This is a genomic window from Actinomadura sp. NAK00032 (genome assembly GCF_013364275.1).
GTDB lineage: Bacteria > Actinomycetota > Actinomycetes > Streptosporangiales > Streptosporangiaceae > Spirillospora.
Window position 1 is genome coordinate 9,304,863 of record NZ_CP054932.1, and the last position, 15,187, is coordinate 9,320,049.

Here is a 15,187-nt window from a genome sequence, read left to right on the forward strand (position 1 = left end):
CGGTCAGAGGGTGGCCGCCCAGGCCAGAGCGAGGGTTGCGGTCGCCGCTATCAGCCAGGTCGTGTAGTCGCCGATGCTGCCGCTGTGGATGGTTTTGACCGCGATTATCGGCGGTCTGATGCATGCGCGTAGAGGCTTTTGGAGGCGGGTTGGCAGGCGTTGCCACCAGAGGCCCATCGCTGCGAATACGAAGGCCCCTGTGAAGGAGAGTGCCCCGTAGAGCCAGTCGCGCAAGGGGATGTCGTGCGCGGGGAGGGGGCGTGGTGGCGGGGTGATTCCTTGGGTTACCAGGCGGGCGTGGGACGTGTGGTCGTGCAGGTCTGCTGCTGCCTTTATCGCGTGGGCTGGGAGGTCGGGGGCGAAGGCCAGGAAGTAGCCGGTGGCGGCTAGGGCCAAGGGGGCGGTCAGGGGCCATAGGCGGTGGTGGCCGTCCACGCGGTGGGGTTCGGTCTCTTGGCTGGTCAGGGTCGGGTCGTGTCCGGGGCCCCAACCCAGGAAGATGCGGGCCGCCGCACGCAGTACCGCCGCAGCGCTGAGGGCTATGCAGACGGCCAGAACGGGCGCTATCCACGCGTAGCCGGCGGTTGCCAGCGCGTTGTAGACGAGGGTCGCGGATTGGAAAGGGCCGAAGCCGGGAGGGGTTGCCAGGCCGGCGGCGCATATGGTCAGCAATGCGGCCAAGGCGAAGTGGCTCCGGCGTCGGCCACGGCCATGCAAGACCGTCTCGTCCGCTGAGCCCAACCGCACGATCAGCATTCCCAGGCACAGCATCAGCGCGCCCCGCAGCAGCCCGGCCGTGATGATGTACATGACCGACCCCGCCAGGCCAGCAGGTGTCAGGGTCGCAATGCCCGCCAGGACCACACCCCCATTGCTGACGGTCATGAAGGCCAACTGGCGTTTCAGGTCTGCTTCCAGGAAGCACATGACGGCGCCCAAGAGCGCGCTGAGCAGCGCCAAGCCCAGCAGCGCGTGGCGTACGGCGTCGTCGTCGCCGAGTGTCGGGGCGAAGACTGTGGCGTGGACGCGGGAGTACACGTCGTACGCCAGGTCGCTCATCACGGCGGTGAAGATGGCGGCGGCAGGGGCGGTCGCCACGCTGTAGGCGTCCGTCAGCCAGAAGTGGAAGGGGGCCGTGCCCGCCTTCACCAGGAAGCCGACCGTGATGAAGGTGAGGGCAAGCACCAGCAGCCCAGACGGGTGGTGGTTCTCCAGCGCCGTGCCGATGCCGACCAGGTTGAGGTTGCCGGTCCGCCCGTAGAGGACGCCGATGCCCATCAGCAGTGTGAGCGTGCCGATGGTGTTGAGGACCGCGAAGTCCAGTGCGCCCTGCAGCACTTCCGGACGTTTCACGTGGTAGCCGCTGAGCGCGTACGCGGCGACGCTCATCAGCTCCAGGAACACGAAGATGTTGAACAGGTCCCCGGACAGGACGAACCCCACCATGCCGGCGAGGAAGGCCAACATCAGCGAGTAGAAAAGGTGGCGGATGTTCTCGAAATGCCCCCACGAGAACACCAGCGCACCGAGCACGGCCACCGCTGCCAGGGTCGCCTCCGCGGCGGCCAGTGGGTCGACGATGAAGCCGATCCCCCATGGGAACCCGCCTTGGACCGGCGACCAGTCTCCGAACCAGTAGACGATCGTGTCGTCGGTCGAGTGCAGGGTGAGGGCCAGGCTCATGCCGGTCACAGCGGCGGCGCAGGCGATGGCGATCGCGTCCGGGAGCAGGCGGGGCAGGTGCTGGCCCACGGCGGCCAGCAGCGCCGCGCAGATCAGCGGCAGTGCGACGACGAGGGGAACGAGCTGGTTCATCCGCGGGTCGGACGCATCTCTTCCGGGTCCACCGTCCCGGCGTGGCGGTGCGCTTGCAGGGCCAGGGACAGGACGAGCGCCAGGACGACCAGGCTGACCACGATGTCGGTGAGGGTGAGCGCCTGGACCACCGGGTCGGTGAGCGGCGTGCCCGGTGCCTGCCCCTTGGTGACGGGTGGCGACGCCTCGTTCCGGTAGCCGACCGCCAGCAGCAGCAGGTATGTGGACGACTGCATGATGTTCAGGCACACGCCAAGGTGGATGTAGCTGCGGCTGGTCGCCACTCCGTACAGCCCGGCGACGAACAGCACACCGGCGACCGCATACGGGTAGTAGGTCACTGGTCCGCCCGTGCGTCGGACGGCTGCATGTACTCCTCGATGAACTCGCGGTAGATGAGGACGAAGGCGGCAGTGACTTCGACACCGGCGGCCCAGTTGAGCGCTGCGGTCGTACCGCCGGAGGCGAGCGTCCCCGCCGATCCCAGGGGGAGGGTGTTCGTCAGGAAGGCGGCGCCTGCGGTCAGCCCCAGGAAACCCAGCGCCACGTAGGCGGCGGCACCCAGCCCCTCGGTCGCGTCAAGCAGAGTGGTCGGCGCGAGGCGGCGGAAATGGCGGTGGCCGCCTGCCAGCCACAGCAGCAGCGCGCCGCCGGACGCGAGCACGCCGCCCTGGAAGCCGCCGCCCGGCGTGATGTATCCGAAGCTGATCACCCACAGGCCGAACAGGAGCAGCACGGGAGCGAGCACGCCGCCGGCGGTGCGGACGGCGTCGCTGGTGACGCTGTCCGGGGGCGGACGTCCGGTGGCGGCCTCCCGGCTCGACCGCAGCAGCAGGACGAGGCCCATCACGGCCGTGAAGAGGATGAACTCTTCGATCATCGTGTCCAGGCCGCGGTAGTCGAACATCACGGCGGTCACGAAATTGGTGATGTGGCGCTGCCCCTGCGCGTTGTGGTTGATGAGACGGCCGTACTCGCCGATTCGGGTACCGAAGTCCGGAAGGCCGGTATAGCCCCAGATGAGGACGCTGAGGATGGCCGCGAGCGGGGGCAGCACCAGCGCCCGCCGCCACCCCGCTTTCATCCCCTTCCCCCGCCATGGGTCTTGTAGATGACGGGCAGCAGCACCATCGGGACGCCGATCGACGACACCGCGACCTCCGCGATCGCCACGTCCGGCGCCATGAGCAGCGCGAACACGATGACGAGCGACAGCCCGAACAGGCTGAACACGACGACCTGGCGCAGCGGGTCGCGGACCAGCACCGTCCCCACCGCCAGGACTCCGGCGAGGGTCAGCGCGATCGCCTGCAGGACGGTCGTCAGCGTCGCGGCGGTCATGGGCCGCCCTCGCGGTCGTGCGCCATGCGCCGCACCGCTCGTCCGACCGCGTGGGTGACCACGGGGCTGAGCAGCAGGAGCACGGCGGCCGCCGCGACCACCTCGACCGTGCCGGACACCGATCCCGCGCCGCCGGTCACCACCACCGACGTGCCGATGAGCGCCGGTCCGACGGTCGCGGACGCGGCGGTGTAGTGCAGCCGGTCGAAGACGTCGCGCATCCACCAGACGCCGACGCAGGACGCGAGCTGGGCGGCCACCCCGGCCCAGAGCAGCACCTGCGCGGCGAGTTCGGCGGCGCTCACGGCGGCCGGTCCAGGAAGCGGGCGAAGACCAGGCCGCTGACGACGACGCAGACGGCGGTGATCAGCGCGAGGGACGCGAAGGACGACTGCTGCAACCCGGTGGTGAGGCAGATCAGTACGAGCGTCGCCTGCACGCCGACCGTCTGGAGGGCGGCCACGCCGTCGGCCGCCTTCGCGCGGAGGCCGACGACCAGCAGCGGCAGCCAGCCGGCGAGGAGCACGGCCGCCGCGAGGAGGAACAGGGGCCGGGTCGCGGTCACGACGGACGCTCCGATCGCCGGTCCGGTCGCAGGTCGTGAAGCAGTCGCCGTCCCGTTTCGGGCGAGATGTCGAGGACGTAGCAGTTCGGCGACCAGGTGGCCACCAACGCCACCCAGGCCCGGCGTCCCGAGGGCACGGGGCCGTGGCCGGCCGCGCTCGTGTCCTCCCGGAAGGTGCCCACTCTGCGCCGTCCAGTGGCGATGGAGGCGGTCAGTACGCGCATGACGATGACGAAGTCCACGACCATCGCGGTGGTGGCCGCGCCTAGTTCGCGGCACCAGGACCAGCGTCCGCGCGCGTCCAGGAGCCCTTCCTCGATGACCAGCGAGGCGCTCACCGCCGCTGCGAGCGCCATGGCCGCTCCCCAGACGGCGGTCAGCCAGGACCATTCACCAACGAACAGCATCCAGAGGGCGAAGAGGGGCGGCCACCAGAGCAGTACCCGGAGCACGCGAGTCCTTGGCGTTGCCTTCTCCGACCGTCCGGCCATGTGGCGCCTCCCCGAAACCGGCGGCCCGCCGTCGCCAAGGCAGGCCGCCCCGCCTTCCCCTGTGCCCACCCGAGGCTCTCCGTAACCATCCGTTCACCATCCGCGTTCAGGTCGGGCGACCGCCCTCCACGCCCGCTCCACGGGCCTATCCAGCCGTTCCAGGTGAAAGCCGGTGACGAGGGCCCTAGGCTCTCGTGTCACGTTCTGAATCCGTATGGAGGCCGACCGTGGACATCATCAGCCGGAAGGAGTGGGGAGCCCGCGCTCCGCGGTCCCGCTCGACGGTGTCGTGGGGAACCCGAACCGAGTTCGTCGTCCATTACTCCGAAGGCCCCACCACGCAGACCGTGCGGTCCATCCAGGACTTCCACATGGACGGCAACGGCTGGGCCGACATCGGCTACAACTTCCTGGTCGACGTCCAGGGCCGGATCTACGAGGGGCGCGGCTGGCTGACGGTCGGCGCGCACGCGCCGGGCCACAACTCCTCCGGCATCGGCGTCTGCATGATCGGACGGGACGGCGACGCGACCGCGGCGGCCAAGCGGTCCATCCGGGCCGTCTACGACGAGGCCGTGCGGCGCAAGGGCGGCGGCCTGAAGAAGCTCGGCCACCGGGACGTGTACGCCACGAGCTGCCCCGGCGACCAGCTGTACGCGTGGGTGCGGGCCGGGATGCCCGCCTCCGGCGGCGGCTCCGGCGGCGGCGACACGCCCGACTACGTGTCCGTCGGGATGGCCGCGGCGCAGGACCTGCCGCCCGGCGAGTGGGTCACGGTCCGCTGGGACGACGAGTACTCCGACTCGGCGCACCACCACCGGAACGCGGGCGGTCCGTCCTTCGTCGAAGGGCCCGCCCAGTACGCGCTCTTCGCGAACGTCCGCGTCGAGGGGCTGGCGCAGGGCACGCGGCTCCAGGCGCGCGTGGTCGAGCGCGCCGACTCCGACGGCAGCGTCGAAGTCGGGGCGACCTCCGAGCACGTCGCGTTCGACGGTGCGACGTTCCTGCATCACGACGTGGCGGCGGACGTCGTGGGCAACGGCCGCCGGGTCCGGTTCCAGGTCATCCAGCACGGCACCGGGACGGGACGGGTCACCGGAGGCACCGCCAAGGGGCTCATCTGGTCGATCTGACCGGTCGAGGCCGGTGATTTCGCCGATGCGTGCGGCGCAGGGGCGGGTCACAGTTCAGGGGTTCGGTTCCCCCCACCCCTGGAGGCTTCATGAAACGGGTCCTCGGGTCGCTCGTCGCGCTCTGCGCGGCGCTGGCGACGTTCGGGCTCGGCCTCGCGGCACCGGCCAACGCCGCCGGACCGCGGCCCGTCGTCTTCGTGCACGGCTACACCGGCAGCGCGTCCAACTGGGTCACGGCCATGTCGGTGTTCCGCGCCGCCGGCTACAGCAGCGACCAGCTGTTCGCCTACGAGTACAACTCCTACGGCGACAACAGGCAGAACGCCGCCGGGCTGGCGTCGTACGTGAACCAGGTCAAGTCGCGGACGGGCGCGTCGCAGGTCGACATCGTCAACCACTCCATGGGCGGCCTGGTCAGCCAGTACTACCTGAAGGTCCTGAACGGCAACCCGAACGTGGCGCACCTGGCGTCGATCGCGGGCGCCAACCACGGGACGACGTACGCCGCCGCCTGCACCATCTTCGAGACGTGCCGCCAGATGCTCCCCGGCTCGTCGTTCATCCTGCAGATCAGCGCGGGGGACGAGACGCCCGGCAGCACGCGGTACGCCACCTGGTACTCGCCGTGCGACGGCATCATCATCCCCTACACCAGCACCCGCCTGAGCGGCGCGAACAACCACTACATCCCCTGCCAGACCCACCTCGGCTACCTCGCGGACGCGATCGTCCTCGGTGCCATCGCTCAGTTCACCAAGAGCTGACCCGAACCACGACAGAACACACCGTGCGGGACGTCCTCGGGGGGACGTCCCGCTTTGACGTCCCGAGCACGCAAGCCGACGCCGACACCAGCCCCGACACCGACCCGACCTGCCCAATCCAGAACGAACCCACACGGTTACTCTGAGTGAATCAGGGCGAGCGGGTCTTCGGGGGAGGCGGGCTTGTGCGGTGGTTCGGAAGTGGCCTCAAGGCCGGGATGGTCCTGTGCCTCGGCTTGGCACTGGCCGGGTGCGGCGGAGGGTCGGGCGACGGGACGTCCGGTGATGGGACGCCGGGGAACGGCACGCCGAGGGGCGGGACGCCGGAGACCAGTGCGTCCGGCACCGGCGGCGCCTCGCCGGTGAGCGGGAAGGTGATCGTGCTCGACCCCGGTCACAACGGCGGCAACGCGGACCACCCGGAGGTGATCAACAAGCAGGTCTTCGTCGGGAACGGCCGCAAGCCGTGCAACACGGTCGGGACGAGCACGCCGGAGGGCTATGCCGAGCACGCCTTCACCTGGGACGTGGCGAACCGGCTCGCGCGCAGGCTGCGCGACGAGGGCGCGAAGGTCACGCTGACCCGCGAGAACGACACGGGCGTCGGGCCGTGCGTCACGGAGCGGGCGGCGACCGGCAACCGGTTGCACGCGGACGCGGCGCTGTCGATCCACGCCGACGGCGCCGCCGCCTCCGGGCACGGGTTCCATGTGATCGTTCCGGCGCCGGTCGGCGAGAACAAGGGCATCGTGGACGCGTCCCGCCGGCTGGGCCTGGACATCCGCGACGCCTTCCGCGCCGGGACGGGCCTCCCCTTCGCCACCTACATCGGCAAGGACGGCCTGGACCGGCGCGACGACCTGGGCGGGCTGAACCTGTCCACGGTCCCGGCCGCGTTCATCGAGTGCGGCAACATGGCGAACCCGGGTGACGCGGCCAAGATGTCCAGTGCCTCGTTCCGGCAGCGCATGGCCGACTCTCTGGCCAAGGGCTTCGATGCGTACTTCCAGTGACAAGGGCGCTGTTTGCCGTTCACTGGGCTTATAGGGCTGGTTGTCCGGCTATACGTGCAGCGACGGGGACCACACCGACACCGACGCCGGACGAACGGACGATGACCATGGCCCGTAGACGGACACACGGCGCACCGCTCAACTGGGAGATGCTCCTGGGACTGGTGGCGTTCGGATTCATCCTCTATGTGTGGGTGTGGGCGGCAACGCAGGGCGGCCCGCCCTGGTGACGGGCGACGCCGCGGTGACGGGCGACGCCGCGCCGCGCGCCGCCCGCCCCACCGTCTCCTAGCGGGCCACCAGCGCGCGGAGTGCCTTCGCGATCTGCGCGGGGTCCTCCTCGGCCATGAAGTGGCCGCAGGTCACGGTGCCGTGGTCGAGGTCGGACGCCCAGGCGCGCCACAGGGCCACGGCGTCGTAGCCGAGCGCGGCGCCCCAGTCCTGCTGGAGGACGGTGACGGGCATCCGCAGCCGGTTCCCGGCGTCGCGGTCGACCGTGTCGTGGTCGACGTCGATCGTGGCGGACGCGCGGTAGTCGGCGACGATCGACGGGATCGCGGCGCGGCAGGCGTCCAGGTAGGCGGCGCGGACGTCCGCCGGGATCGCGGCCGGGTCGTTCGCCCACAGGTCGAGGAAGTGGCCGAAGAACGCGTCCGGGGCGCCGGCGATCAGCTGCTCGGGGAGGCCGGGCGGCTGGGCCATCAGGTAGAGGTGGAAGCCGACGGCGGCGGTGGTGCCGTGCATGACGTCCCACATGTCCAGGGTGGGCAGGACGTCCAGGATGGCCAGGTGGGTGATGGTGTCGGGGTGGTCGAGGCCGGCGCGGAAGGCGACGAGGGCGCCGCGGTCGTGCCCGGCCAGCGCGAACCGCTCGTGCCCTAGGGCGCGGGCCAGGGCGACGATGTCGGCGGCCATGGTCCGCTTGGAGTAGTCGGCGCCGGCGCCGTCCGGCTTGTCGCTGTCCCCGTATCCGCGGAGGTCGGGGACGATGACGGTGTGGTCGGCGGCAAGGTCTCCGGCGACGTGCCGCCACATCAGGTGGGTCTGCGGGAAGCCGTGCAGAAGGACGATCGGCGAGCCCGATCCGCCGACGGCCACGTTCAGGGAAACGCCCTCGGCGACGGGGACGCGCTTGTATTCGAATCCGTTGATGTCTGCCATGACCTCAGGTTGCCCGGCGCCAATGAGCATCCAATGAGCGCGCTATACGGTGGCTTGGGTGGACGTCCTGTTCGGGGTGCTGGGGCCGGTCACGGCCTGGGACGGCGGCGGGAACCCCATCGCGTTGAAGGGGCCGCGGCACCGCGCCGTCCTGGCCCGGCTGATCATCGCGCGCGGGCGCGTCGTCCCGGTGTCCCTTCTGGTGGACGATCTGTGGATCGATCCCCCTTCGGACGGGGTCGGAGCGGTCCGCACCTTCGTGGCGGCGCTGCGGCGCGTCCTGGAACCCGACCGTCCGCCCCGGACGCCGTCCCGGCTGCTGGTCACCGAAGGCCCCGGCTACGCCCTGCACCCCGGCCCGGACGGGGTGGACGCCTGGCGCTTCGAGAGCGCCGTGACCGCGAACGGCCGTCCGCCGTCCGAGCTGCTCACCGCGCTGGACGAGGCGCTCGGCCGGTGGCGCGGGCCCGCCTACGCCGAGTTCGCCGACGAGCCGTGGGCGCGCGCGGAGCGGTCCCGGCTGGCGGAGCTGCGGCTGCGCGCGGTCGAGCGGCGGGCCGAGGCGCTGCTGGCCCTGGGCCTCGCCGCCGACGCCGTCCCGGACCTTGACGCGCACGTCGCCGAGCACCCGTGGCGCGAGGACGCGTGGCGCCTGCTCGCGCTCGCCCTCTACCGCACAGGCCGTCAGGGCGACGCGCTGGCCGTTCTTCGCCGAGCGCGTGGCCTTCTCGTAGAGCAGTTGGGTGTCGACCCGGGTCCGGAGTTGCGTCGCCTAGAGGAGGACATCCTCCGCCAGGCCGACCGCTTGGACGCCGCCCAGGACGCGGCGACGCGGGTATGGGCGAGGGCGGCCGAGACGTACGACCGCACGGTCGCGTCGGGGGCCCGGTCCCGGCTGGAGTCGACCGTGGGCATCCTGCGCAACCTCGCGATGACCGGGGGCGGGGGCCTGGAGGCGGCCCGCGAGCAGCGCCTGCCGGCGATCCTGGCGGCGGAGGAGCTCGGCGACGCCGACCTCACCGCGCGGGTCATCGGCGCCTACGACGTCCCGGCGAACTGGACCCGGTCGGACGACCCGCGCCAGGCCGCCCAGGTCGCGGCGGCGGCGGAGCGGACCCTCGCCGCGCTCCCGCCGGGACGCGCCGCCGCGCGGGCCCGGCTGCTGGCCACGATCGCGCTGGAGTCGCGCGGCACCGGCGCGCCGCGGGCGCGCGAGGCGGCCGGGGAGGCGGAGGCGATCGCGCGCGGCCTGGACGACCCGGCGCTGCTCGCCTTCGCGCTGAACGGCGTCTACATGCAGGCCTTCGAGCACGCCGGCCTGGCTCCCCGGCGGGACGCGATCGGCGCCGAACTGGTCGAGCTGTCCGTCCGGCACGACCTGGCGACCTACGAGGTGCTCGGGCACCTCATCCGGCTCCAGGCGCGCGGCGCGCTCGCCGACTTCGCCGGCGCCGACGAGCACGCGGCCGCCGCCGAACGGCTGGCCGAGCACCACGAACGTCCGCTGGTCGGCGTGTTCACCACCTGGTACCGGGCGATGCGGCTCGCCGCGTCCGGTGCCCCCATGGCCGAGGCCGAGGCCGCCTACCGCGACGCGGCCGAACGCATGCGGGGCTCCGGCATGCCCGGCCTGGAAGACGGGCTTCTTGCGCTGGCCCTCCTCTGCCTGCGCGTCCAGCACCGGCAGCCCGCCCAGACCGACCCGGCCGACTGGGGGCCGTACGAGCCGTGGGCCCGTCCCCTGGTGCTGCTGGCGCACGGCCGTCCGGACGAGTCCGCGGCGGCGCTGCGGGACGTCCCGGAGCCGCCGCACGACCTGCTGTTCGAGGCCCTGTGGTGCCTGACCGCCACCGCCGCCCTCGCCGTGGACGACCGCGAGACGATGCGGCGCGCCCGCGACGCGCTCGCCCCGGCCGCCGGCGAACTGGCGGGCGCGGGCAGCGGCGTCCTCACCCTCGGCCCGGTCTCCCGCCACCTGGACGACCTCGGGCGCGCCGCCGGGAGGTGAGGCGCGATCCCGGGGTTTACCTGTTTCGGGCCGTTCACTTGCTTCTTTTCGGGTAGGTGCGCACCCGAAGCAGTGGTGGAGAGGAGAGAGCGCGTCGTGACGGACGTATCGAGCATGGGGCCGCAGCCGGGGGACGATCGTCCGGTACTGACCAACCGGCAGGGGCACCCGGTCTACGACAACCAGAACCAGCGGACGGTCGGGTCGCGGGGGCCGGCCACGCTGGAGAACTACCAGTTCCTGGAGAAGATCAGCCACTTCGACCGGGAGCGGATCCCGGAAAGGGTCGTCCACGCGCGCGGCGCGACGTCCTACGGCTTCTTCGAGTCGTACGGGAAATGGGGCGACGAGCCCATCGAGACCTACACCCGCGCGAAGCTGTTCCAGGGCGCCGGGAAGCGCACCCCCGTCGCGCTGCGCTTCTCCACGGTCATCGGCGGCCGGGACTCCTCGGAAACCGCCCGCGACCCGCGCGGATTCGCCATCAAGTTCTACACGGAGGACGGCAACTGGGACCTCGTCGGCAACAACCTGGCGGTGTTCTTCATCCGGGACGCCATCAAGTTCCCCGACGTCATCCACTCCCTCAAGCCGGACCCGGTGACGTTCCGGCAGGAGCCGGCGCGCATCTTCGACTTCATGTCGCAGACGCCCGAGTCGATGCACATGCTCGTCAACGTGTTCAGCCCGCGCGGCATCCCCGCCGACTACCGGCACATGCAGGGGTTCGGCGTGAACACCTACAAGTGGGTGAACGCGACCGGTGAGACCAAGCTCGTCAAATACCACTGGATCCCGAAGCAGGGCGTGCGGAGCATGACGGGGGAGGACGCGGCCAACGTGCAGGCCGGCGACCTCGGCCACGCCACCAAGGACCTGCGCGACGCCATCGACCGCGGCGACTTCCCGGAATGGGAGCTGGTCGTGCAGATGATGGACGACCACGACCATCCGGAACTCGACTTCGACCCGCTCGACGACACCAAGGTGTGGCCGGAGAACGACTTCCCGCCGCAGCCGGTCGGCCGGATCGTCCTGGACCGGAACGTCGACGACAACTTCGCCGAGAACGAGCAGATCTCCTTCGGCACCGGCGTCCTGGTGGACGGCCTCGACTTCTCCGACGACAAGATGCTCGTCGGGCGGACGTTCTCCTACAGCGACACCCAGCGGTACCGGGTCGGGCCGAACTATCTGCAACTGCCCGTCAACCGCGCCAAGGGCGCGAATGTGCGGACGAACCAGCGCGACGGCCAGATGGCGTACGACGTGGACGGCGGCGGGGAGAACCCGCACGTGAACTACGAGCCGTCCATCACGGGCGGGCTGCGCGAGGCCCAGTACCCGACCCATGACGAGCAGGGCCCGGAGATCCGGGGTCGGCTGACGCGCATGCGCATCGCGCGGGCGAACGACTACAAGCAGGCCGGCCAGCGCTACTGCCTGATGGAGGAATGGGAGCGCGACGACCTCGTCCGCAATTTCGTCGAGCTCATCTCGGAGTGCGCGCGGCCCGTCCAGGAGCGGATGGTGTGGCATTTCCTGCTCGTCGAGGACGACCTCGGGCTGCGCGTCGGCGAGGGCCTCGGCATCAAGCCGGAGGACGTCGAGCACCTGGACCCGCTGCCCGGCCAGACCCTCACCGACGAGGACGGGCAGCGGCTCGCGAACCTCGGCAGGAACGGGTCTCGCGACGTCAGCGGCCTGAAGATGACCCACTGCGTGCCGAACGAGCGGGCCGTCGTCCACCGCTAGCCGCGACGGCGCGACCGAGGACCTCCCGGCCGGTGCCGGGAGGTCTTCGCGCGGCTAGTTGTCGCTGAGCAGCGGGTAGAGGCGGCGCGCCACGGCGGGGCGCGTCGCGCGACGGTGGCCGTCGATCGCGGCCTCGACGATCGCGATCTCGGCGGTGAACGCGGTCCGCATGACGGCGATGAACTCGGCGGTCGGCGGGTAGAGGCGGGACGCCGCGCCGGCCGTCCGGCGGACGAGCACGCGGGCGGCGGTGCGCAGCGCCGACTCGAAGTGGCGGACGTCGTGCCCGGCGCAGGCCTCGCCGGCGCCCAGCGCGCGGAACACCGGCAGCACGGCGCGCGCCTCGCGGGTGCCGGAGTAGACCGCGATGGCCTCGGTGACGAGGTTCGCGATCTCGTCCGGGCCCAGGTGGGTGTAGGCGGGGACGCGGGCGGCGACCTCGCCGGCGACCTCGGCGGTGATCTCGTCGGCCCGGTCGGCGAGGAAGCGGTGCAGCGCCGCCCGACCGTCGTTCGTCCCTGACACCGTGCGTACCCCCTCGCGACTCGTTCCCAGTTCTGACTGGGACTGTTGGCCGAGAGTAACCAATCCCGCGGGGCTGCGGTAGGGGTATGTTACCGGCGCGTAGGCCGGATTCGCTGCCCGATTTCCGAAATGTCCTTCGTGAGGCGGCGGTCCATCGCGCGGGCGAAATGCTCGTCGGCGACGGTCCTGGCGATCGGGCGCAGCCGCTCGACGAGCTCGGCGAGCTTGTCCAGGTCCGCCGGGGACGGATCGCCGTCCCGCCGGTCCAGGAGATGCCCCCGGACAAGCTGGACGAAACCGAACGCCATCCGGTCGAACGCCGCCTCCAGCTCCCAGCTCATCGCGAGGATCGCGGGCAGCGGGATCCCGGTGCGCACCAGCTGGACGGCCGCGTCGAACAGCCGCGGGCTGTTGATCACGACCCGGTCGCCGGCGACCGTGAGGTGCCCCAGCTCGACCGCCTCCGCGACGTGCTCCGGGGTCAGCCGGCCCTCGAAGGCCGCGGTCAGCTCGTCCATGCCGACCTCGGCCCGCGTCCGGTCGGCCCAGGGGGTGGCGGCCGCCCACGCGAAGCCGAGCAGCTCGGTGACGCCGCGCCCCGCGTCCGCCGCGGCGAGCAGCTCCCCGATGCCGTCCAGCCGGTGCCCGCGGTCGAGCAGTTCCGCGATCAGCCGCAGCCGCTCCAGGTGGGAGTCGTCGTAGAGGGCGATCCGGCCCTGCCTGCGCGGCATGGGCAGCAGCCGCCGCTCCTGGTAGTAGCGCAGCGTCCGGACCGGCACGCCCGCCTCGGCCGCCAGCTCCCCGACCCGGTACTCGCGCCCGCGCCCGTTCGCACGGCCGCGCCCGTCCTCGCCCATGTCGCGCTCACCTTAACAATCCGCACTGTAACGATCGGCACTGTCAGCGTCGGGAGCCGCTCAGGGGAGAACGTCTCTCGTCGGCACGGGCCGGCGCACGGCGACCGATCGCCTCGATCGGATGCCGCCGCATCCGTCGCCCCGGCCGCCCCATGGGCTCTGCTTCGTCCCTGAAACGGCCGGGCGCCGTACGGATGCATACGCATGCCCGCTTACCAACCGATCAACGAGAGAGCATGCCGCAAAGGTCCAAGGCGAGGCTCCAGGCCGGCACTCCAGGCCGACTCCGGACACCGGCTGGACGACGGCCAGGCGCGGGTCAGGCTCGGGTCAGGCTCGGGTCAGGCGTCGCGCCCGCCTGGGCACCAGTCGGTGATCGTGTGCGGCGGGGCGGTGACGGTGCGCCCCGCGGTGGCGCCGGCCGCGCTGCCGACGGGACGCCGCGGCGGCGACCAGCCCGAGGACGAGCACGAGCGCCAGGACCAGCCTCCACCGCACGGGCGACGGCGCCGGCTCGTCGGGGGGTTCGTGCTGCTTGCGACCATGCCGAGATAGCCTCATGAACTACGCCCTTCTCTTTGCGTCGACTGCTAGGACGGGCCAGGGCGGCCTTCTGTCTCAACCACAGGAGGCCGCCTGCTTCTGTCTGGAGGGCCCTTGGGTCGGGGCCGTCGAACCGCCGCAATCCTCCTGCATCGTTCGTGCATCCGCAAGGCACTCTGCACGTGCATAGATTGCCCGACTGTTCAAATGCACGTGCATCTGCACGCGTGAGCCGGTTTCCGGCGTAGGATGCTCGATGCGCGGCGCCCGCGTCCGCCCTGGCAGAAGTCCGTCCGAGAGCTTGGAGCCGCAGTGTCCGCAGGGCAGGGCAAGGAGCCGCGAACCGGCCTCGTCCGGGGGCCGATGGCGCGGCGCCTGCTCCTCGGCACGGAGCTGCGCAGGCTGCGCGTGCTGAGCGGAGTCACCCGTGAGGACGCCGGATACCTCATCCGGGGCAGCGCCTCGAAGATCAGCCGGATGGAGCTCGGGCGCGCGGCGGTCAAGGAGCGGGACGTCGCCGACCTGCTGGCCCTCTACGGCGTCGCCGAGAACGAGCGCGAACCCCTCCTCCGGCTCGCCCGGGAGGCCGCCGAGCGCGCGTCGTGGCGGCGCTACGGCGACATGGTCCCGTCCTGGCGGCACCGGTACCTGGACTTGGAGGAGGACGCCGACCACATCCGGACGTACACCTGCGGCGGCATCCCCGAGGCACTGCTGACCGAGGAGTACGCCCGCGCCTGCCTCCACAGCGGGAGCCGGCAGGCCGGCGCGTCCGAGATCGACGAGAGGCTCTACGTCCGCCTCATGCACCGCCGGTTCCACCGCGCCGCCCACCGGACGTTCACGGCCGTGGTCGACGAGGCGGCGCTGCTGCGCCTGACGGGCGACCGGCACATCGTGCGCGGCCAACTGGAACGCCTCGCGGGGGCGAACGAAACGGCGGGGAGCGAGCTGAGGGTCATTCCCCTCGGCCGCCCGTCGGCGCCGATCGTCCACCAGCCCTTCACCATGCTGCGGTTCGAGAAGGCGGAGATCCCGGACGTCGTCTACATCGAATTCCTGACGACAGCCCTCTACCTCAGCAGGGCCGTAGAGACCGCCGCGTACTACAACACCTGGGACCGCCTCCGCGCAGCGTCCCTCTCCCCAGAGGACAGCCGAGCCCTCGTTGTCGACCTACTGAAGCGGCGCTGACACGACGCTCGCCCCATGCCCG

At 71.4% G+C, this 15,187-nt stretch carries 16 protein-coding genes; 6 read left to right on the forward strand and 10 right to left on the reverse strand.

Annotated elements, in window-relative coordinates; translation table 11 throughout:
- Nucleotides 1-3 precede the first annotated feature (3 nt).
- From HUT06_RS42955 to HUT06_RS42985, 7 genes are read right to left on the reverse strand one after another with little or no spacing between them, the layout of a single operon-like run.
- The gene (locus HUT06_RS42955) at nucleotides 4-1,815 is read right to left on the reverse strand and encodes a complex I subunit 5 family protein (protein ID WP_176200940.1); all 1,812 of its coding nucleotides are present in this window, start codon (nucleotides 1,813-1,815) and stop codon (nucleotides 4-6) included.
- Nucleotides 1,812-2,156 carry a sodium:proton antiporter gene (locus tag HUT06_RS42960; protein ID WP_176200941.1) on the reverse strand — a complete coding sequence of 115 codons (345 nt, stop codon included), beginning with the start codon at nucleotides 2,154-2,156 and terminating at the stop codon, nucleotides 1,812-1,814. The genes HUT06_RS42955 and HUT06_RS42960 overlap by 4 nt, the downstream gene beginning before the upstream one ends.
- A complete protein-coding gene (locus HUT06_RS42965) occupies nucleotides 2,153-2,872 on the reverse strand; it encodes an MnhB domain-containing protein (RefSeq protein WP_176200942.1) in 720 nt (239 codons plus the stop codon). Before HUT06_RS42965 ends, HUT06_RS42960 begins: the two co-directional genes overlap by 4 nt.
- A 23-nt stretch (nucleotides 2,873-2,895) precedes the next feature.
- Entirely contained in the window at nucleotides 2,896-3,156 is a 261-nt protein-coding gene (locus HUT06_RS42970; protein WP_176200943.1) for a DUF4040 domain-containing protein, read from the reverse strand.
- Nucleotides 3,153-3,461 carry a monovalent cation/H(+) antiporter subunit G gene (locus HUT06_RS42975; protein ID WP_176200944.1) on the reverse strand — a complete coding sequence of 103 codons (309 nt, stop codon included), beginning with the start codon at nucleotides 3,459-3,461 and terminating at the stop codon, nucleotides 3,153-3,155. Before HUT06_RS42975 ends, HUT06_RS42970 begins: the two co-directional genes overlap by 4 nt.
- A complete protein-coding gene (locus HUT06_RS42980) occupies nucleotides 3,458-3,721 on the reverse strand; it encodes a monovalent cation/H+ antiporter complex subunit F (RefSeq protein ID WP_176200945.1) in 264 nt (87 codons plus the stop codon). The genes HUT06_RS42975 and HUT06_RS42980 overlap by 4 nt, the downstream gene beginning before the upstream one ends.
- Nucleotides 3,718-4,173: a hypothetical protein gene (locus HUT06_RS42985; RefSeq protein ID WP_176200946.1), complete on the reverse strand. Its 456-nt coding sequence runs from the start codon at nucleotides 4,171-4,173 to the stop codon at nucleotides 3,718-3,720. The genes HUT06_RS42980 and HUT06_RS42985 overlap by 4 nt, the downstream gene beginning before the upstream one ends.
- Nucleotides 4,174-4,439: 266 nt before the next feature.
- On the opposite strand from HUT06_RS42985, the gene HUT06_RS45775 reads away from it, so the two are divergent.
- From HUT06_RS45775 to HUT06_RS43000, 3 genes are all read left to right on the forward strand, one after another.
- Nucleotides 4,440-5,345, forward strand: coding sequence for an N-acetylmuramoyl-L-alanine amidase (locus HUT06_RS45775; RefSeq protein ID WP_217711669.1), 906 nt, complete (start codon nucleotides 4,440-4,442; stop codon nucleotides 5,343-5,345).
- A gap of 89 nt (nucleotides 5,346-5,434) precedes the next feature.
- Nucleotides 5,435-6,109, forward strand: a complete 675-nt coding sequence (locus HUT06_RS42995) for a triacylglycerol lipase (RefSeq protein ID WP_176200947.1) — start codon at nucleotides 5,435-5,437, stop codon at nucleotides 6,107-6,109.
- Between the two features lie 185 nt (nucleotides 6,110-6,294).
- Entirely contained in the window at nucleotides 6,295-7,122 is an 828-nt protein-coding gene (locus tag HUT06_RS43000) for an N-acetylmuramoyl-L-alanine amidase (protein ID WP_254715699.1), read from the forward strand.
- A gap of 288 nt (nucleotides 7,123-7,410) precedes the next feature.
- Here HUT06_RS43000 and HUT06_RS43005 read toward each other — a convergent pair whose 3' ends face one another.
- Nucleotides 7,411-8,283 (reverse strand): alpha/beta fold hydrolase, encoded by an 873-nt coding sequence (locus HUT06_RS43005; RefSeq protein WP_176200948.1) that lies wholly within the window; start codon nucleotides 8,281-8,283, stop codon nucleotides 7,411-7,413.
- Nucleotides 8,284-8,341: 58 nt separating this feature from the next.
- Between HUT06_RS43005 and HUT06_RS43010 the strand changes: the two genes are divergently transcribed.
- Both HUT06_RS43010 and HUT06_RS43015 read left to right on the forward strand, forming a co-directional pair.
- Nucleotides 8,342-10,291, forward strand: coding sequence for a BTAD domain-containing putative transcriptional regulator (locus HUT06_RS43010; RefSeq protein WP_176200949.1), 1,950 nt, complete (start codon nucleotides 8,342-8,344; stop codon nucleotides 10,289-10,291).
- A 96-nt stretch (nucleotides 10,292-10,387) separates the two neighbouring features.
- On the forward strand, nucleotides 10,388-12,046 hold the full coding sequence (locus tag HUT06_RS43015) for a catalase (RefSeq protein ID WP_176200950.1): 1,659 nt from the start codon (nucleotides 10,388-10,390) through the stop codon (nucleotides 12,044-12,046).
- Between the two features lie 54 nt (nucleotides 12,047-12,100).
- On the opposite strand, the gene HUT06_RS43020 is transcribed toward HUT06_RS43015, so the two are convergent.
- Together HUT06_RS43020 and HUT06_RS43025 are read right to left on the reverse strand one after the other, a co-directional pair.
- Nucleotides 12,101-12,571 carry a hypothetical protein gene (locus HUT06_RS43020; protein WP_176200951.1) on the reverse strand — a complete coding sequence of 157 codons (471 nt, stop codon included), beginning with the start codon at nucleotides 12,569-12,571 and terminating at the stop codon, nucleotides 12,101-12,103.
- Nucleotides 12,572-12,660: 89 nt separating this feature from the next.
- A complete protein-coding gene (locus tag HUT06_RS43025; protein WP_176200952.1) occupies nucleotides 12,661-13,428 on the reverse strand; it encodes a MerR family transcriptional regulator in 768 nt (255 codons plus the stop codon).
- A gap of 855 nt (nucleotides 13,429-14,283) precedes the next feature.
- Between HUT06_RS43025 and HUT06_RS43030 the strand changes: the two genes are divergently transcribed.
- Nucleotides 14,284-15,165, forward strand: coding sequence for a helix-turn-helix transcriptional regulator (locus HUT06_RS43030; RefSeq protein WP_176200953.1), 882 nt, complete (start codon nucleotides 14,284-14,286; stop codon nucleotides 15,163-15,165).
- Nucleotides 15,166-15,187 lie beyond the last annotated feature (22 nt).